Below are 16,742 nucleotides of genomic sequence, written 5' to 3'. Positions count from 1 at the left end.
TTTAATCCTTAAGCTTCAAATATCTAAGTCTAAGCGCATTTAGCACGACAGTGACCGAGCTTAAGCACATCGCCATAGAGCCATAAACTGGGCTTAGAAGTAGTCCAAATACTGGATAGAGCACGCCAGCAGCCACTGGTATGCAAATGGCGTTATACATAAATGCCCAAAACAAATTCTCTTTTATGTTAGCAATAGTCGCATTTGCAAGCTTTACAAGCCCACTTACGCCACGCAGATCGTTTTTTACAAGCACGATATCGCCAGCGCCTTTAGCGATGTCTGAGCCTGAGTTCATAGCGATGCCAACGCTTGCTTCTTTAAGCGATGGCGAGTCGTTTATGCCGTCCCCTACAAAGATCACGCCACCTCGGCTCATGAGCTCTTTTACCTTGTTAAATTTATCCTCAGGCAGCATATTTGCATAATATTCGCTCACATTTAGCTTGCTAGCGATATTTGCCACTACTTTTTTATCATCACCTGAGAGGATCACGCTTTGTAAATTTAGCCTTGAAAGCTCGTTTATAACGTCATTTGCTTCATTTTTTAGCTCATCACTTAGCGTTAAAAAGCCACTAAATTTTTGATTTAGCGCACAAAGTATGACGCCACTGCCATCATTTGTAGCCTCTTTTATCGCTTCACTATCAGCTTCATTTAGCAAGATATCGTTTGCTGCGAGCAGCTTTTCGTTACCTATTATTATCTTGTTGCTCTCATCTTCATAGACGATGCCTTGACCAACTACGTTTTGGAATTTGCCATTTAGCTTTTGTAAATTTATGTAATTTTGTTTTGCGTATCTTACGATCGCTTTTGAGATCGGATGCTCGCTTAAATTTTCAGCAGATGCCACTAGCTCTAGCTCTTTTTCACTCAAATTTGAACTTTTGACGCTAATTAGCCCCTTACTTAGCGTGCCAGTTTTGTCAAATGCTACAAATTTAGCATCTTTTATAAGCTCCAAAACCTCTGGATTTTTCACCAAAATCCCAGCTTTTGCGCCGCGAGCAAGAGAGCTTACGATTGCTATTGGCGTGGCAAGTCCTAGTGCGCATGGGCATGAGATGATAAGCACGCAGATCGCGCTAGAGATCGCATAGGCGAAATTTCCACTAAAAATTATCCATATTAAAAATGTAAGAACTGAGATCGCCACCACACTTGGTACAAAGATGTTTGCTATCTTGTCAGCCAGCCGTCCGATAGGCATCTTTTTGGAGCTAGCGTCGCTTAGTAGGTTTAAAATTTGAGATAGCAAGCTCTCAAAAGAACTCTTTGTCACCTTGACGCTTATATAGCCATTTGTGTTTAAAGTGCCGGCAAATACGCTATCTCCCACCTCTTTATAAACTGGCAAGCTCTCTCCTGTAAGCATAGAAGCATCTATCTCAGCGCCACCTTGAACTATCACGCCATCACTTGGGATGTTGTAGCCATTTTTTACGATGACGATGTCGCCTACTTTTAGCTCATTTACATTTACCTCTTTGCTCTGTCCATCTGGCATGACCAAAAAGGCGGTCTTTGGTGAAATTTTAAGTAGCGTCTTTAGGTAGTCGCCTGCCTTTGCCTTTGAGCGCTCTTCAAGGTACTTGCCAAGCAAAACAAAGGCTATGATCATCGCTGCGCCCGAGACATAGACGTTTTTTAGATCATCTGGGATGAAATTTGAAAAGATCACAACAAAAAGCGAGTATAAAAACGCACTGCCACTTCCAAGAGCTACAAGCACGTTCATATCGTAGTTTTTGTTTTTAACAGCCTCTATGGCGTGAGCAAAGAAGTCTTTGCCACTAAAAGCTAGCACCAAAAATGCTAAAACTAGCATGAGTAAATTTACTAGCAAGCTCTGAGGTGCGAACATCTCAAGCACCATTATCACGATGCTTGCTATAAATGCAAATATAAATTTATTTCTGATCGCAGTTATGTGCTCGTCTCTTTTGGCCTCATACTCATCGATGTCGGCTGCCACGAAGTAGCCAAGCTTCTTTATCTTTTGCTCTAAAGCTTCACGCACGCTGGCGTCTTTTAGGACAAACTCACCGCTTGCGTTTGCAAAATTTACATTTGCTTCAAGCACCCCATCTATCTTTTTAGAAACCTTTTCGATAGCGTTTGAGCAATTTACACAGCTCATTCCCGCTATATTTAGCTTGACTTTTAAAGGCATATCAAAGCTCCTTTATAACGTCAAATCCCAGATCAGCCATTTCTGATTTAAATTTCTCTACATCGCCATCTTTTATATCGACGCTTACTTGCCTTGGCTCTTTGCTAAGATCGACTTTTATCTCGCCAAAGTCATCCTCAAGTGCGTTTTTTATAGTGTTTGCGCAGTTTTGGCAATGCACATTATTTACCTCAAATGTTTTCATATTATCTCCTTTATCATGTGGTCGTATTCGTGTAAATTTATGATCTTTTTGGTGTTAAATTTAAAGCCAAGGCTCTCGTAAAATTTACGAACTTTTGGCTTATTTACATCAACTATCAGCGAGACCTTTTTATGTCCTAGCTCTTTTGCTTTGGCAAATGAGTGCAAGATAAGCTCTTTTGCTAGCCCTTGACCCCTAAATTTCTCATCTACAGCGATGCTATCTATATAAAACTCATCATCAAAGCACTCTTTTTCTATCTGGGCATCTTTGCCAAGAGCCTTTAGATGCTGTGAAATTTCACTATCAAGCTGAGCTACGTCGCCACCAAAGTAAGCACACATCGCAGCGATGATCTGCTCATCACGTTTATAGACATAGACATTTTTATAGCTAAGTCTGTTTGTCTCGCTTTTAAAAAATTTCTCTAAAATTTCGTCGCTTCTTGCAGGATCGTCGTAGCCACTTAGCTTGTAGGCGATATCCTCCATCGCTAAATTTAGTAGTTTTATGCAGATTTTTGCATCTTGTTTTTGAGCATTTTTTATCATGGCATGATTATATGCCTTTAGCTTAAATTTTTACCAAATATTATTTTCAAATTTACAAATTAGGCGCTTTAGCAAGCAAACTAAAAATGTTTTAAAAAAGTATAAAATTTTTTTAGTTATAATCCGTAAAAAATTTATTTAAGGATATTTATGGGACGAGCATTTGAGTACCGAAGAGCGGCAAAAGAAGCTAGATGGGATAAGATGAGCAAGGTATTTCCAAAACTTGCAAAGGCTATAACAGTAGCGGCAAAAGATGGCGGATGTGATCCAGATATGAACCCAAAACTTCGTGCAGCCATCGCAGCAGCAAAAGCTGAAAATATGCCAAAAGATAACATTGATGCGGCTATAAAAAGAGCAAATGGCAAAGATAGCGCAGATATTAAGACTATCTTTTATGACGGCAAAGCAGCTCACGGCGTGCAAATCATCGTCGAGTGCGCTACTGACAACCCAACAAGGACAGTTGCAAATGTAAAAGCGATATTTAGCAAAAATGGCGGAGAAATTTTGCCAAGTGGCAGCCTTAGCTTTATGTTTACAAGAAAGAGCGTTTTTGAGCTTGAAAAACCAAGCGCAGATATAGAAGAGATCGAGCTTGAGCTGATTGATTATGGACTAAGTGATATTGAAGAAGATGAAAACGCACTATTTGTTTATGGTGATTACGCAAATTTTGGCACATTGCATGAAGGCATAGAGAAGTTAAATTTAGTAGTTAAAAAAGCTTCACTTCAGTATTTGCCAAATCAAACTGTGAGCCTAGATGAAGAGCAAATGCTTGAGGTTGAAAGGCTTCTTGACAAGCTAGAAGACGATGATGACGTCCAAGCAGTTTATACAAATATCGAGTAAAAAGGAGCAACATGCGTTTTGATGAGTTAAAAGTTTATGATATAAATTTAGACGAGATAAAAAAAGATAAATTTGCAGTTTTAAAGACAGAAAAAGGCGATATCAAACTTGAGCTTTTTGCCGAGGATGCACCGCAAGCTGTTGCAAATTTTGTCCATTTGATAAAAACAGGCTTTTATAATGGCCTAAATTTTCACAGAGTTATACCAAATTTCGTCATCCAAGGTGGCTGCCCAAATGGCACAGGCACAGGTGGTCCTGGCTGGAGGATAAAATGCGAATGCGACAACCAAAAGGTAAAACACGAGCGTGGCAGCCTTAGCATGGCTCATGCAGGTCGTGATACTGGCGGATCGCAGTTTTTCATCTGCCACAGCAAGCAACCTCATCTTGACGGCGTGCATACAGTCTTTGGTAAGTGCGTTGATGACGAGAGCTTAAAGGTGCTTGATGCTATCAGACAAGGCGACAAGATCCTCTCAGCAGAGATCAAAGAGAGCCTATAAAAGGGGAATTTATGGAGAGTGCAAAAACGCAAAAAAGTCTCTTTGTGAGGCTATTTACCAATCTCGCCATTTGGGTTGTGATAGGTATAGTTGGCGGTGTTATCGTTGGTATGGTCGCACCTGAGCTTGGCATAGCGAGTAAGCCAGGCATTGATTATTTTATAAAAGCCCTTAAAATTTTAATCGGCCCTATCATCTTTTTAACAATCGTCTCAGGTATCGTCGGACTTGAGAGCTTAAAAGATCTTGGCACCATCGGACTTAAGGCGTTTATCTACTTTGAGATAGTTAGCACGCTTGCTCTTGCTGTTGGTATCATCTTTGGCGAGACGCTTCGTCCAGGACATGGCATGAACCTTGACTACACTCAGCTTGACGCCTCAAGCGTGGCTAAATTTACATCTCAAGCTGGAAATATGGACGCAAATAGCGGCTTTTTAGCACACACGCTTCATCTTTTAAGAGGCGCTGTGCCAGTAGATGACATCTTCCCTTACGTGCATATACTTGATCCATTTATAAAGTCAAACACACTTCAAGTGCTTTTCATGGCGATAGTCGTTGCCATCGTACTTTCACTACTTGCTCATGATAAAAAGCAAGCTTGTCTAAAACCGCTTGAATTTATCCAGCACTACGTCTTAAAATTACTTACTTGGCTTATGCTATTTAGCCCAGTGGCTGCCTTTTCGGCGATGGCTTATTTGATCGGTAAATTTGGCATCGGAACGCTTCTTGGTATGATGGAGCTTCTTGTTGTTATGGCACTTGCAAGCTGCTTTTTCATCTTTGTCGTGCTTGGCGTCATTTGCTACTTTGCCAAAGTCAATGTCTTTAAATTTATGCGCTTTATCTCAAAAGAGGTCTTGGTCGTTTTTGCGACAAGCTCGAGCGAGACAGCTCTTGCACCACTTATGCAAAAGCTAGAAGCAGCTGGTATAAATAGAGGCGCAGTTGGCCTTATCATCCCGACTGGCTACTCATTTAACCTTGACTGCACCAACATCTATCTAAGCTTAAGCGTTATCTTCTTAGCTCAAGCATTTAATATCCCGCTAAGCTTTGAGCATCTAATAAGCATTTTAATCGTGCTAATGATCACAAGTAAAGGCGCGGTTGGCGTTACAGGATCTGGCTTTGTCGTCCTTGCTGGCACACTAAGCGCACTTCCAAGCACTGGCATACCAGTCGTCACCGTAGCTGTGCTACTTGGCGTTGATAAATTTATGTCAGAGATGCGTGCTGTTGGTAACCTTTGCGGTAATGCCGTTGGCTGCATGATCGTATCTATCTGGGACAAAAAGGTCGATATGGAGAAATTTAGATACGCGCTAGATCATCCGGACGAATTTCACTTCCACTCATAATAGAATTTTTTAAGGGGCAAATCGCCCCTTTTTATCTTAAAATTTACTTCAAAACTTAAAGTGCTTATCCCCTATTTTTACAATACCAAATGAAAATTTAGAAATTTTATTTTTAAATATAGAAACTAATATTATAATTATTGAAAATTTTAATTTGGAGGAGTTATGAAGACATTAGGCATCATAGGCGGCATGGGACCACTTGCCACGGCTGATTTATACAAGAAGATCATCGATATAACCCCAGCAACTTGCGATCAAGAGCACCTACACATCGTTATCGACTCATACGCTCAGATAGAAGATAGGACAAAATTTATCATGGGTGAGGGAGAAAGCCCGCTTCCAAAGCTAATTCAAAGTGCTAAACTTTTAAAAAATGCAGGATGCGAGGCGATGCTAATGGCTTGTAATACAGCTCACTACTTTGCCCCAAGCATCGAAAAAGAGGCTGGAGTGAAAATTTTGCACATTGCAAAAGTTACAGTAGATGCCTTGCAAAAAAAATATCCGCACGCTAAAAATATCGCTGTCATCGCAACAAGTGGCACAAAAAAGGCTGGCGTTTATGATCAAATTTTAAAAGAGCGCGGGCTAAAAAGCGTGGATTTTAGCAAAGAGACGCAAGATGTCATCATGGAGTGCATCTACAAAGGTGTCAAAGCTGGTAAGCTAGAAGAGTATGTGCCGGTATTTTATGAAGTGCTTTCAAACATTGAAGCTGACGTTTATATCGCAGGCTGCACCGAGATACCGATGTTTTTGCCATTTATCAGTAGCGAGTATAAATTTATAGATGCGACATTTGAGCTAGCAAAAGCTGGCGTAGAATTTGGACTAGAAAAGAGAGTATTTTGATTAAATTTAGCCAGATACCTGGCTAAATTTACATTTTAACTACAAAAATCCTACAACTTATACTAAATACAACAGCGACTTTTATAGTAGAAATTTGATATCAAATTTAGCTGGAGTGTTCTGGCTAAATTTTAGCTCTAACTACAAAGATCGTTTGTATTAAATTTTTTGATATCTGATGGGTGATTTTTAGAGCTTAATAAGTGTGGTTTTATAGCGAGAAGCTTTAGAAAGTCTAGTGAAATAGATTATTTTGCATTAAATTTAACTGGTGCATTTTGGCTAAATTTTAGCTCTAGCTACAAAGGACCACTTGTATTAAAATTTCTGATGTCAGACGATTAAATTTTTCAGGCTTATAAAGAGTAATTTTTTTGATGAAAAAGTTTTAGAAAGTCTCGTTAAATTTGACCGAGCTATTTCACAAAATGTTTTAAATTTTATATTAGAAATTTAAAAAAGAGCCATATTTCACAGCTCTAAAATTTTTGCTATTTGATAATTTAAATTTAAAAAGCCTTGCAGGGATTTACCCACAAGGCTATAAATTTAAGCTTTTGGGCCAGCTTTGGCGTACTCAACGCCCTCTTTTACATCTTCATAGCGTTTGAAATTTTCAACAAACATTTTAGCAAGCTTGTCGCGTGAAATATTGTACTCAGCTGGGTGTGTCCATGTATTTATAGGATTTAGCAGTTTTGTCTCTACACCATCAAGCTCTTTTGGGATAGCGAAGTTAAATTTATCAAAATTTTCAAATTCGCATTTTGTGATGCTACCATCAAGGATCGCATTTATGCAAGCACGAGTTGCTTTTATGCTCATACGCTTGCCAACGCCGTAAGCACCGCCGCTCCAGCCTGTATTTACAAGATAGACATTAACACCGTGCTTATCGATCTTCTCGCCAAGCAGTTTTGCATAGACGGTTGGGTGAAGTGGCATAAATGGCTCGCCAAAGCAAGCGCTAAAAGTAGCTACAGGCTCAGTTATACCGCGCTCTGTGCCAGCAACTTTTGCTGTGTAACCACTTAAGAAATAATACATCGCCTGCTCTTTTGTCAGCTTCGCAACTGGAGGAAGCACGCCAAAAGCGTCAGCACTTAAAAAGATGATGTTTTTTGGATGTCCTGCGCTTGAGCTTGGCTCGTAGTTGTCGATGTGATAGATCGGATAGCTCACGCGTGTGTTTTCAGTCTTTGAGCCATCTTTATAATCAACCACGCCGTTTTCGTCAGCCACTACGTTTTCAAGTAGCGCATCACGCCTGATCGCTGCGTAAATTTCTGGCTCGCTGCTTGGGTCAAGGTTGATACATTTTGCGTAGCAGCCGCCCTCAAAGTTAAACACGCCATCATCGTCCCAGCCGTGCTCGTCATCGCCTATTAGTTTGCGTTTTGGATCGGTTGAAAGTGTCGTTTTGCCAGTGCCAGATAGACCAAAAAATAGCGCCGTATCGCCCTTTTCGCCTACGTTTGCAGAGCAGTGCATGCTTAGCTTGCCCTCAAGTGGCAACCAGTAGTTCATCATAGAAAAAATGCCCTTTTTCATCTCGCCGCCATACCATGTGCCACCGATCACCGCGACATTTTCTTCGACATTAAAGATAACAAAGACTTCTGAGTGTAATCCGTCAGCCTTGTAATCCTCATTTTTTGTCTTGCAAGCGTTATATACTACAAAATCAGGCTCAAATTTAGCCAGCTCCGATTCACTTGGGCGGATGAACATATTTTTTACAAAGTGTGCTTGCCACGCTACTTCAGTGACGAAGCGGACTGATTTTTGGCTCTTTTTGCTAGCTCCACAAAATGCATCCTGGATAAAAATTTCTTTACCACTTAGCTGATCTTTTGCTTTTTTAAGAAGCTTATCAAATAGCTCCTTTGTGATAGGCTGATTTATCTTACCCCAAGCAATATATTTTTGGCTTGGATCTTGCTTGACAAAGTACTTGTCTTTTGGGCTTCTGCCTGTAAAAATTCCAGTATCGACCATAAATGTGCCGTTACTTGAGACTCTGCCCTCGTTATTTGCCTTTTCAAGCTCAAAAAGCTCGTCGTAGCTTAGATTGTGATTTATCTTTTTGATCTCTTTTAGACCTAGCTCGTCTAGCTTATTTATCATGTTGTTTCCTTTAAATTTCGTTTCTTTATAAATTTGACCTAAAAGTCATCAAAATGTTAATCAAATTTCGCTTAACACTATCTTTTTAAAAGTGGCAAATTTATTTAAATCTAGCCACCACTTGATTGTTCGCAACGCTTTGACCTTTACTAACCTCTATAGAGCCTATGATGCCATCTTTTGGGGCTTTGACCTCTATCTCCATCTTCATCGCCTCAAGCACGACTATGGCCTGACCTTTTTTGACATGATCTCCTGCACTAACTAAAATTTTATGCACAGCGCCTGGCAAGCTTGCGACGATGTCATTTTCTGTTGTGCCTGCTACTGCACTTTTGGCGCTTTTTACGCTCTTGCCTTCAACTTCAGTAATTGATTTTACTTGGATACTGTCGTTAAAACCTTCGCTTACTTCAACGTTGTAGCGACTACCATTTACCACGACGCTATATCTTCCACTTTGAGTTTGTCTGCCATCGTTTGCCTTAGTGTTTGGATCAACTTTTCTTACATTTACTTTGGCCTCACCTTTTAAGAACGCGATGCCTTTTTCTTTGCAAGCTGCTGCTATAAAGACGTTTTCTTCGGTAACCTTGATCTTATTTTGTTTTAAAATTTCTTTCACGTGCGCAAGCGACTTGCTCTCATCTTTATCAGCTATATCAACAGCGTGTTTAGTAGTTGGTTTTAGTCCTAGCTGCTCGCTTGCAAGCTTAATGATCTCTTTATCAGGGGTAACTGGGGTCTTGCCAAAGTAGCCAAGCACCATTTTACCGTATCCTTCAGCGATCTTTTTCCACTTGCCAAACATAACGTTATTAAAGGCTTGTTGGAAGTAAAACTGGCTAACAGGGGTCACTGAAGTGCCATATCCGCCCTTTTGCACCACTTCGCGCATAGCAAGGATGACCTCTGGGAATTTATCTAAGATGTTGTTATCTCTCATCATCTGAGTATTTGCGGTGAGCGCGCCACCAGGCATTGGCGAAAATGGTATGAGCGGGCTTACTTGCACAGCTTCAGGCGGTAAGAAATACTCTTTTAGACAATCATTCAAAACGCTTTCATATTTTAAAATTTTCTCCACGTCAAGTCCGCCAAGATCGTAGTTTTTGCCTTTTACTGCGTGCAGCATGGTTAAGATATCTGGCTGGCTAGTTCCGCCACTTACTGGGCTTGCAGCTAGGTCTATACCGTCAGCTCCAGCCTCAAGCGCTGCAAGATAGCAAGCCACGCTTACGCCTGCAGTTTCGTGAGTGTGAAGTCTGATATGAGTTTTTTCAGGAAGAAGTTTTCTAGCCATTTTTATGGTCTCATAGACCTTTTGTGGGCTACTTGTGCCACTTGCGTCTTTAAAGCAAACGCTGTGATAAGGGATATTTGCATCTAAAATTTCTCTTAAAATTTTCTCATAAAATTTAACATCATGAGCTCCCACACAGCCACTTGGCAGGTCCATCATAGTGACGACTACTTCGTGTTTTAGGCCGTGATGAGCGATCCTTTCGCCTGAGTATTTTAAATTTTCAACATCATTTAATGCGTCAAAATTTCTAATAGTAGTTGTTCCGTGTTTTTTGAAAAGTTTTGCGTGAAGGTCGATAAGCTCGCGGCTACCAGTGTCAAGGGTGACGGTATTTACGCCCCTGCTTAGGGTTTGAAGGTTTGCTTTTGGTCCTACGATGCTTCTAAATTTATCCATCATCGCAAAAGCGTCCTCATTTAGATAAAAATAAAGGCTTTGAAATCTCGCTCCGCCGCCAAATTCAAAATGCTCTATGCCAGCCTCTTTGGCTGCTTCAAGCGCGGGCAAAAAGTCGTTCATAAGCACTCTAGCGCCATAAACTGACTGAAAGCCATCTCTAAAGGTCGTATCCATAACATCGATAAATTTCTTTGCCATATTTCACCTCATTAAATTTATAAATTTACTAAAAAGCGGTCATAAAAAATGGCTAAATTTGATAGAAACTCAAATTAGCCATTTTACTTGTTTTTGGTATTTTACAACCAAAAACTTTTATATCATTTAAAAAGTGAGAGCAAGAAGTTAAATAATCCGCCGTGGCTCGCATCAAGCATCGGCTTTATCTCCATCAAAAAGACGCAGAAAAAGACCAAAACTGCCACTTGGATGATGATGTAAGGCACCACGCCTTTATAAATAGCAGCTGTTTTTATCTCAGCAGGTGCGACTGATCTTAAGAAAAATAGACTAAATCCAAATGGTGGCGTCAAGAATGAAGTTTGTAAATTCATAGCAACTAAGATCGCTAGATAGACTGGGTTTATGCCTAGTTTTGCGGCGATTGGCACCAAGATAGGAAGCACGATATATGAAATTTCAACAAAATCGATAAAAAAGCCAAGCACAAAGATAACAGCCATACTAAAGATGATAAAGCCCCACTTCTCGCCTGGTAAATTTGTCATGAAATTTTCAACTATCTCATCGCCTCCAGTGTAGCTAAAGACCATAGAAAAGGCAGTCGCACCAACAAGTATAGCAAAGACTAAAGCTGTAGTTTTTACGCTCTCAGCCAAGGCCTCTTTCATCATAGAAAATGAAAATGTCCTATAAAATATTGCCAAGATGATAGCGCCAACGCAGCCAAATGCTGAGCTTTCAGTCGGTGTAGCGATACCTGCAAAAATGGATCCTAGCACACAAATAACTAGCAAAAGTGGCGGAAAGATCGCAATTAGCGCTCTAACGATCTGCTTAAATTTACTAACGCCGCTCTCATCTTTTACGATAGGAGCGACCTCTGGCTTAAGATAAGCAGCTATCAAAATATAAACTATATAAACCCCAACTAACGTGAATCCTGGTACAATGGCTTGGTGAAAAAGCTCGCCAACTGGCACTGAGAAGATGTCGCCCAAGATGATAAGCACGATAGAAGGTGGGATGATCTGACCAAGTGTGCCAGCAGCGCATATCGTGCCACATCCTAGGGATTGGTCGTATTTATACTTTAGCATTACAGGCAAGCTTATAACGCCCATAGCAACAACGCTAGCGCCTACAACGCCAGTTGAAGCAGCCAAAAGCGCTCCAACTAAGATAGTGCTTATCGCGATACCGCCACGAATTTCACCAAATAGCATACCCATGCTCTCAAGTAGTCTCTCGGCTAGCTTTGACTTTTGAAGCACGACACCCATAAAGACAAAGAGTGGAACTGCTATGAAAATTCTACTCTCCATGATAGAGAAAATCCTATAAGGCATGAAGTTAAACATATCTTTAAACACTTCTATACTACCAAGTAGCCCATCGCCATCGCTAAGGCTCTCTACAACACTACCAACCATGCCAAATATCATCGCAACCGCGCCAAAGGTAAATGCCACTGGAAAGCCAATGCCAAGCATCAATAGCGCGGCTATAAACATTATTAATCCCGCCATATTTTCTCCTTACTAGCTTTCTTATAGCGATTTAAATTTTTTATAAAAAAGCCGATCGCAAAAAATACAAGCACATAAAATGAAAAAGGGATCATTGCTTTTATGATCCATCTATGGGTAAGACCGCCTGGATCTGCGCTGGCCTCTGCCGAGCTGTAAGCATCTCCTACAAACCCAAATGATAAATTTGAAACCAAAAGCGCAAATGGTATGATAAAAAATACAGTGCCAAGCATATTTACAAGGGCTTTATTTCTTTCTGAAAATTTAGCATAAAAGATATCAACTCTAACGTGTGCGTCCTCTTTTAGAGCATAGCTCATGCCAAGTAGAAATATCACAGCAAAAAAGTGCCACTCAAGCTCCTGAAATGCAACGTTGCCGTAAGAGAAAAAGTATCTTGCCACAACGTTAAAAAATACGTCTATTATCATCAAAGCCATAATAAACATACAAATATAGCCGACTATATCACCAGCTTTGTCAAAAAATCTCTCAATCTTATCCATTAAAAACCTTTAATAGTTCATTTATCATGATGATGAGCACACAAACTGGTGCTACATATCTTAGTAAAAAATACCATGTATTAAATACAAAATCACTCATATATGGGCTAAATAGCACATATAAAGCATCTTTTTTCATAAAATATCCTACAAATATCGCTCCGCCGATACCGCTAATTGGTAGCAAGATATTTGAAGCAGTAAAGTCTAGGAAGTCAAAGAAATTTTTACCAAATATCATAAATTTATCGCCAACGTTTTCTATATTTGATAAAAGACATAAAAATCCTAATACAAATATCCCAGCACAAACTATGCAAAGCGCTTTTTTTCTGCTCATGCCATACTCTCTGATCAAGAAAAAGACAAATGGCTCGACGATAGAGATGGCTGAGGTGATACCAGCAAAGATAAGTGCAGCAAAAAATGCTATAGCCAAAATTTGACCGATTGCACCAAGCTTTGCAAATAGCGTTGGTAGCGAGATAAAGACAAGACCTGGTCCTTGAGACGGAGTAGCGCCAAATTCAAATATAAAGGTAAAAATAACAAGACCTATCATAATAGCAAGCGCGATATTTATGAAGACGATACTAAGCGTTGAAGTGGCTAAATTTGTATCATCACTTAGGCTAGCTGAATAAGTAATGATCGCTGCCATACCAAGAGATAGCGTCCAAAATGCAAGTCCAAGAGCAAGCAAGAGTGAGTTAAAAGAAATTTTACTAAAGTCAGGGATTAGCAAAAATTCAGCCGATTTTACAAAGCCGCCCATCGTTATAGAGTAAAAAAGCATGATCAAAACCATGATAAATAGGCTTGGCATCATCCAAACATTTAGCTTCTCTATACCGCTTTTTACGCCTTTTGATAGGATGAAAAAGCAAGCTGCAAATGCTATAACAAAGTAAAGTGTCTGCTCGCCAAGGCCATGTGTGAGTAACTCGTTAAATATCGCCTTTGAGCTATCTATATCGCTTGGGAGGCCAGAAAAAGATAGGACAAAATACTTAAAGACCCAGCCGATGATCACGATATAGTATGATGAGATGATGGCCGCTGTCACCATGGCTAAAATTCCAACCAGTTGCCATAAATTTTTATTTTTAGCTGCTAGCTTTCTAAAAGCATTTACACTGTCGCTCTCGCTAAGCTTGCCGATACTAAGCTCTGCCATAAAGATAGGCACACCAACTAGAAAAGTTATCAAAAGATATAGGATAATAAACGCCGAACCGCCGTTTTCACCGACCATGTATGGAAATTTCCATGCATTGCCAAGTCCGACAGCCGATCCAGCGACTGCTAAGACATAGCCTATTTTAGAAAATTGTTCTTTTGCCATATTATGAGATCTCCCTTATTAACACCACCAGAACTAAAAGTGGAGCCACAAATCTAATTAAAAAATACCAAATTTTAAATACAACCTTGCCCATATAAGGCACAAATAGCTCTTTTAAAAGCTCAAATTTTATAAAGTATCCAACAAAGATAGCAAACAAGATGCCACCAAGTGGGAGCATGATGTTTGAGCTGAGATAATCAAGCAGGTCAAAAAAGCTCTTACCAAAAAATGTAAGTGCATCTTTAAATTCGCTTGTGCCACTTAATGCGCATAAAATTCCTAAAATATAAACCACGCAAGCGACGATTAGGATCGATTTGTTTCTACTAAAATTTAGGCTTTTGCTTAAGAAAAATATAAACGGTTCAACCATCGAGATAACCGAGGTGATGCCAGCAAAAAATAGTGATATAAAAAATGTAAATGCCAAGAAATTTCCAAGCAAGCCAAGCTTAGCAAATAGCGTTGGCAGCGAGATGAAAGCAAGCCCTGCGCCTTTTGATGGCTCTGAACCAAACTCAAATGTAAATGTAAAGACGATAAGGCCGATGATGACGCTTATTATGATATTTGCAAAGACGACGTAGAGCGAAGAGGTAAATAAATTTGTATCATCACTTAGACTTGATGAGTAAGTAAGTATGCAGCCAATGCCAACGCACATCGTAAAAAAAGCAAGTCCAAGAGCGTTTAAAACGGCTGCTTGATCTATCTTTGAAAAGTCAGGCACTAGTAGAAATTTAGCCGCTTTATCAAAGCCCTCCATGCCAAAAGAGTAGCCAAGCATAAGCAAAAGCAATATAAAAAGCGCTGGTATGAGATAGACATTTATGCGCTCTATGCCACTTTTTACACCCTTTGTAAGGATGAAAAAGTAGGCAAAAAATGCGATACTAAAGTATAAAATTTGCTCACCTATGCCATTTGAGGTGAAATTTACAAAAAGCGTCTCTGAACTTGCGATATCTTTAGGTAGCTCGCTAAGACTTAAAATGACGTATTTTAAAACCCAGCCAATGATGAGCGTGTAAAAAGATGCGATAAATAGCCCAGTCACCATGATAATACCGGCAAATTTCCAAGAGCTTGCCCCTTTTGTAGCTAGAGATTTAAACGCTCCAACCGTATCAAGGCGTGAAATTTTACCCATCGCCATCTCAGCAAAAAATATGCTAAGACCAACAGCAAAGGCAAAAAATAGATATATAAGAATAAATGCCGAACCGCCGTTACTGCCGACCATGTATGGAAATTTCCATGCGTTACCAAGGCCGATAGCCGCTCCAATTATAGAAAGGATAAAGCCAATTTTACTAAATCTCTCTGCCATTATTTACCTGCCATCTGGTAGATCATTATCGCACAAATGGCAACTGGCACGACATATCTTAAGAAAAAGTACCAAATTTCAAAAAATGCTCTTCCCATAAAATCACCAAAGAGCAGATACAAACTCTCTTTTTTAAGCTTATAGCCAACAAAAAAGCTAAATACGATAGCGCCTATTGGCATCATGATATTTGAAGTTAGGAAGTCAAGCGCGTCAAAAAATGGCTTGCCACAAACGCTAAAAGCACTTGATGTATCTGAATAATATGAAAGTATGCAAAAGATGCCCAAGATATAGACAAAGGCACCGATGTAAAGAAGTGCCATCTTTCTTGAAATTTCAAATTTCCTAACCAAATAATAAGCAAAAGGCTCGATCATCGAAACCGCGCTCGTGATACCAGCAAACAAAAGCGATACGAAAAATGCGACCGCCATAACGTTGCCAACGATGCCAAGCTTTGCAAAAAGCGTGACAAGCGAGATAAAAATAAGTCCCGGGCCACTTGCCGTGCTATCGGCTCCATAAGCAAATATAAAGGTAAAAACGACAAGGCCCATCATAATGCCTATTAAGATGTTTATAAAGATGATAGAGAGCGTTGATTTTATTAAATTTGTCTTCTCAGGTAAATTTGCAGCGTATGTTGGTATGACGCCAACGCCCATAGATAGCGAGAAAAACGCAAGGCCTAGAGCCTGCAAGATAACATCTGGCGTGATCGCACTAAAATTTGGTACAAATAAAAATTTAGCCGCCTTAACAAAACCATCTCCCATGCTAAGTGCGTAAAAAAGCATGCAAACTAGCAAGACAAAAAGGCTTGGCATCATCCATATATTTAGCTTTTCTATGCCACTTTTTACGCCTTTTGAAACGGCAAAAAATACCATTAAAAAAACTAAGCTAAAACAAAGCACAGCACTGCTTAAATCATTTGATAAAAGTGTGTTAAACTGCTCGCCTGCCGCTTTTGAGTCTGCTAAAAGCGGCGAAAAACTAAGATAGATATACTTTAATATCCAGCCAATGACCACCATATAAAATGAAGCTATGAGGATCGCGCCGATCATGAAAAAGCCAGAGAGCGACCATGCTTTTTTATGCTTTGGAGCAAGCTTGTAAAGAGAGCTTACGATGTCGCTTTCGCCAAGTTTGCCAATGCTAAGCTCCGCTAAAAATGCCACAAATGCGATAGCAAATGTAAGAAGCAAGTATAAAATTATAAATGCCGAACCGCCATTATTTCCCACCATCGTAGGAAATTTCCAGGCATTGCCAAGACCCACGGCAGAACCAGCCATCGCAAGAACAAAGCCTATCTTTGAAAATTTTTCGTTCATTGAAAACCTAAGATTAAGAATAAATTAAATTCTTTCAAAGATAGCATAAAAAAACTTTCATTTTTCTAAGCCAAGAATTTTTTATAGGCAATTTAAATTTTTAGTGTTTTTATTTGAAACAAAGTTTTGTTTTTGTAATATTACGGC

The 16,742-nt window shown here is 39.7% G+C and carries 14 protein-coding genes; 4 read left to right on the top strand and 10 right to left on the bottom strand.

The genetic code is table 11. The annotated features are described in order from the left end of the window. Position 1: 1 nt before the first annotated feature. From MTT29_RS09285 to MTT29_RS09275, 3 genes are read right to left on the bottom strand one after another with little or no spacing between them, the layout of a single operon-like run. Positions 2 to 2,179, bottom strand: a complete 2,178-nt coding sequence (locus tag MTT29_RS09285; protein WP_429800424.1) for a heavy metal translocating P-type ATPase — start codon at positions 2,177 to 2,179, stop codon at positions 2 to 4. A gap of 1 nt (position 2,180) precedes the next feature. Then, positions 2,181 to 2,384, bottom strand: a complete 204-nt coding sequence (locus MTT29_RS09280) for a heavy-metal-associated domain-containing protein (RefSeq protein ID WP_009294304.1) — start codon at positions 2,382 to 2,384, stop codon at positions 2,181 to 2,183. After that, complete coding sequence (locus MTT29_RS09275) at positions 2,381 to 2,935, bottom strand: GNAT family N-acetyltransferase (protein ID WP_429800423.1); 555 nt, start codon at positions 2,933 to 2,935, stop codon at positions 2,381 to 2,383. The genes MTT29_RS09280 and MTT29_RS09275 overlap by 4 nt, the downstream gene beginning before the upstream one ends. Before the next feature lie 150 nt (positions 2,936 to 3,085). Here MTT29_RS09275 and MTT29_RS09270 point away from each other — a divergent pair, with 150 nt between their 5' ends. From MTT29_RS09270 to MTT29_RS09255, 4 genes are all read left to right on the top strand, one after another. Then, on the top strand, positions 3,086 to 3,793 hold the full coding sequence (locus tag MTT29_RS09270; RefSeq protein ID WP_021093135.1) for a YebC/PmpR family DNA-binding transcriptional regulator: 708 nt from the start codon (positions 3,086 to 3,088) through the stop codon (positions 3,791 to 3,793). 11 nt (positions 3,794 to 3,804) lie between these two features. Then, the gene (locus MTT29_RS09265) at positions 3,805 to 4,299 is read left to right on the top strand and encodes a peptidylprolyl isomerase (RefSeq protein WP_429800422.1); all 495 of its coding nucleotides are present in this window, start codon (positions 3,805 to 3,807) and stop codon (positions 4,297 to 4,299) included. Positions 4,300 to 4,310: 11 nt separating this feature from the next. Then, positions 4,311 to 5,666, top strand: a complete 1,356-nt coding sequence (locus MTT29_RS09260; protein ID WP_021084182.1) for a cation:dicarboxylate symporter family transporter — start codon at positions 4,311 to 4,313, stop codon at positions 5,664 to 5,666. Between the two features lie 165 nt (positions 5,667 to 5,831). Then, positions 5,832 to 6,524, top strand: a complete 693-nt coding sequence (locus MTT29_RS09255; protein WP_009294309.1) for an aspartate/glutamate racemase family protein — start codon at positions 5,832 to 5,834, stop codon at positions 6,522 to 6,524. 549 nt (positions 6,525 to 7,073) lie between these two features. On the opposite strand, the gene pckA is transcribed toward MTT29_RS09255, so the two are convergent. The 7 genes from pckA to MTT29_RS09220 form a co-directional block, all read right to left on the bottom strand. Further along, positions 7,074 to 8,648, bottom strand: coding sequence for a phosphoenolpyruvate carboxykinase (ATP) (pckA, locus tag MTT29_RS09250; RefSeq protein ID WP_429800473.1), 1,575 nt, complete (start codon positions 8,646 to 8,648; stop codon positions 7,074 to 7,076). A 103-nt stretch (positions 8,649 to 8,751) separates the two neighbouring features. Next, positions 8,752 to 10,554: a biotin/lipoyl-containing protein gene (locus MTT29_RS09245; protein ID WP_429800421.1), complete on the bottom strand. Its 1,803-nt coding sequence runs from the start codon at positions 10,552 to 10,554 to the stop codon at positions 8,752 to 8,754. A 122-nt stretch (positions 10,555 to 10,676) separates the two neighbouring features. Further along, positions 10,677 to 12,065: a TRAP transporter large permease gene (locus tag MTT29_RS09240; protein WP_103598946.1), complete on the bottom strand. Its 1,389-nt coding sequence runs from the start codon at positions 12,063 to 12,065 to the stop codon at positions 10,677 to 10,679. Then, positions 12,053 to 12,574, bottom strand: a complete 522-nt coding sequence (locus MTT29_RS09235; protein ID WP_021085810.1) for a TRAP transporter small permease subunit — start codon at positions 12,572 to 12,574, stop codon at positions 12,053 to 12,055. Before MTT29_RS09235 ends, MTT29_RS09240 begins: the two co-directional genes overlap by 13 nt. Next, on the bottom strand, positions 12,567 to 13,919 hold the full coding sequence (locus MTT29_RS09230) for a sodium-dependent transporter (RefSeq protein ID WP_429800420.1): 1,353 nt from the start codon (positions 13,917 to 13,919) through the stop codon (positions 12,567 to 12,569). The genes MTT29_RS09235 and MTT29_RS09230 overlap by 8 nt, the downstream gene beginning before the upstream one ends. Position 13,920: 1 nt before the next feature. After that, on the bottom strand, positions 13,921 to 15,252 hold the full coding sequence (locus tag MTT29_RS09225; RefSeq protein ID WP_429800419.1) for a sodium-dependent transporter: 1,332 nt from the start codon (positions 15,250 to 15,252) through the stop codon (positions 13,921 to 13,923). After that, positions 15,252 to 16,595, bottom strand: coding sequence for a sodium-dependent transporter (locus MTT29_RS09220; protein WP_429800418.1), 1,344 nt, complete (start codon positions 16,593 to 16,595; stop codon positions 15,252 to 15,254). The genes MTT29_RS09225 and MTT29_RS09220 overlap by 1 nt, the downstream gene beginning before the upstream one ends. Positions 16,596 to 16,742 lie beyond the last annotated feature (147 nt).

This window comes from Campylobacter concisus, assembly GCF_050447485.1.
Taxonomy (GTDB): domain Bacteria; phylum Campylobacterota; class Campylobacteria; order Campylobacterales; family Campylobacteraceae; genus Campylobacter_A; species Campylobacter_A concisus_BQ.
This window is presented reverse-complemented; position numbering and strand designations above follow the sequence as displayed.

Bases quoted from the DNA above. Each gene is read 5' to 3' on its own strand.
- MTT29_RS09285 (WP_429800424.1), bottom strand. From the start codon at position 2,179: ATGCCTTTAAAAGTCAAGCTAAATATAGCGGGAATGAGCTGTGTAAAT.
- MTT29_RS09280 (WP_009294304.1), bottom strand. From the start codon at position 2,384: ATGAAAACATTTGAGGTAAATAATGTGCATTGCCAAAACTGCGCAAAC.
- MTT29_RS09275 (WP_429800423.1), bottom strand. From the start codon at position 2,935: ATGATAAAAAATGCTCAAAAACAAGATGCAAAAATCTGCATAAAACTA.
- MTT29_RS09270 (WP_021093135.1), top strand. From the start codon at position 3,086: ATGGGACGAGCATTTGAGTACCGAAGAGCGGCAAAAGAAGCTAGATGG.
- MTT29_RS09265 (WP_429800422.1), top strand. From the start codon at position 3,805: ATGCGTTTTGATGAGTTAAAAGTTTATGATATAAATTTAGACGAGATA.
- MTT29_RS09260 (WP_021084182.1), top strand. From the start codon at position 4,311: ATGGAGAGTGCAAAAACGCAAAAAAGTCTCTTTGTGAGGCTATTTACC.
- MTT29_RS09255 (WP_009294309.1), top strand. From the start codon at position 5,832: ATGAAGACATTAGGCATCATAGGCGGCATGGGACCACTTGCCACGGCT.
- MTT29_RS09245 (WP_429800421.1), bottom strand. From the start codon at position 10,554: ATGGCAAAGAAATTTATCGATGTTATGGATACGACCTTTAGAGATGGC.
- MTT29_RS09240 (WP_103598946.1), bottom strand. From the start codon at position 12,065: ATGGCGGGATTAATAATGTTTATAGCCGCGCTATTGATGCTTGGCATT.
- MTT29_RS09235 (WP_021085810.1), bottom strand. From the start codon at position 12,574: ATGGATAAGATTGAGAGATTTTTTGACAAAGCTGGTGATATAGTCGGC.
- MTT29_RS09230 (WP_429800420.1), bottom strand. From the start codon at position 13,919: ATGGCAAAAGAACAATTTTCTAAAATAGGCTATGTCTTAGCAGTCGCT.
- MTT29_RS09225 (WP_429800419.1), bottom strand. From the start codon at position 15,252: ATGGCAGAGAGATTTAGTAAAATTGGCTTTATCCTTTCTATAATTGGA.
- MTT29_RS09220 (WP_429800418.1), bottom strand. From the start codon at position 16,595: ATGAACGAAAAATTTTCAAAGATAGGCTTTGTTCTTGCGATGGCTGGT.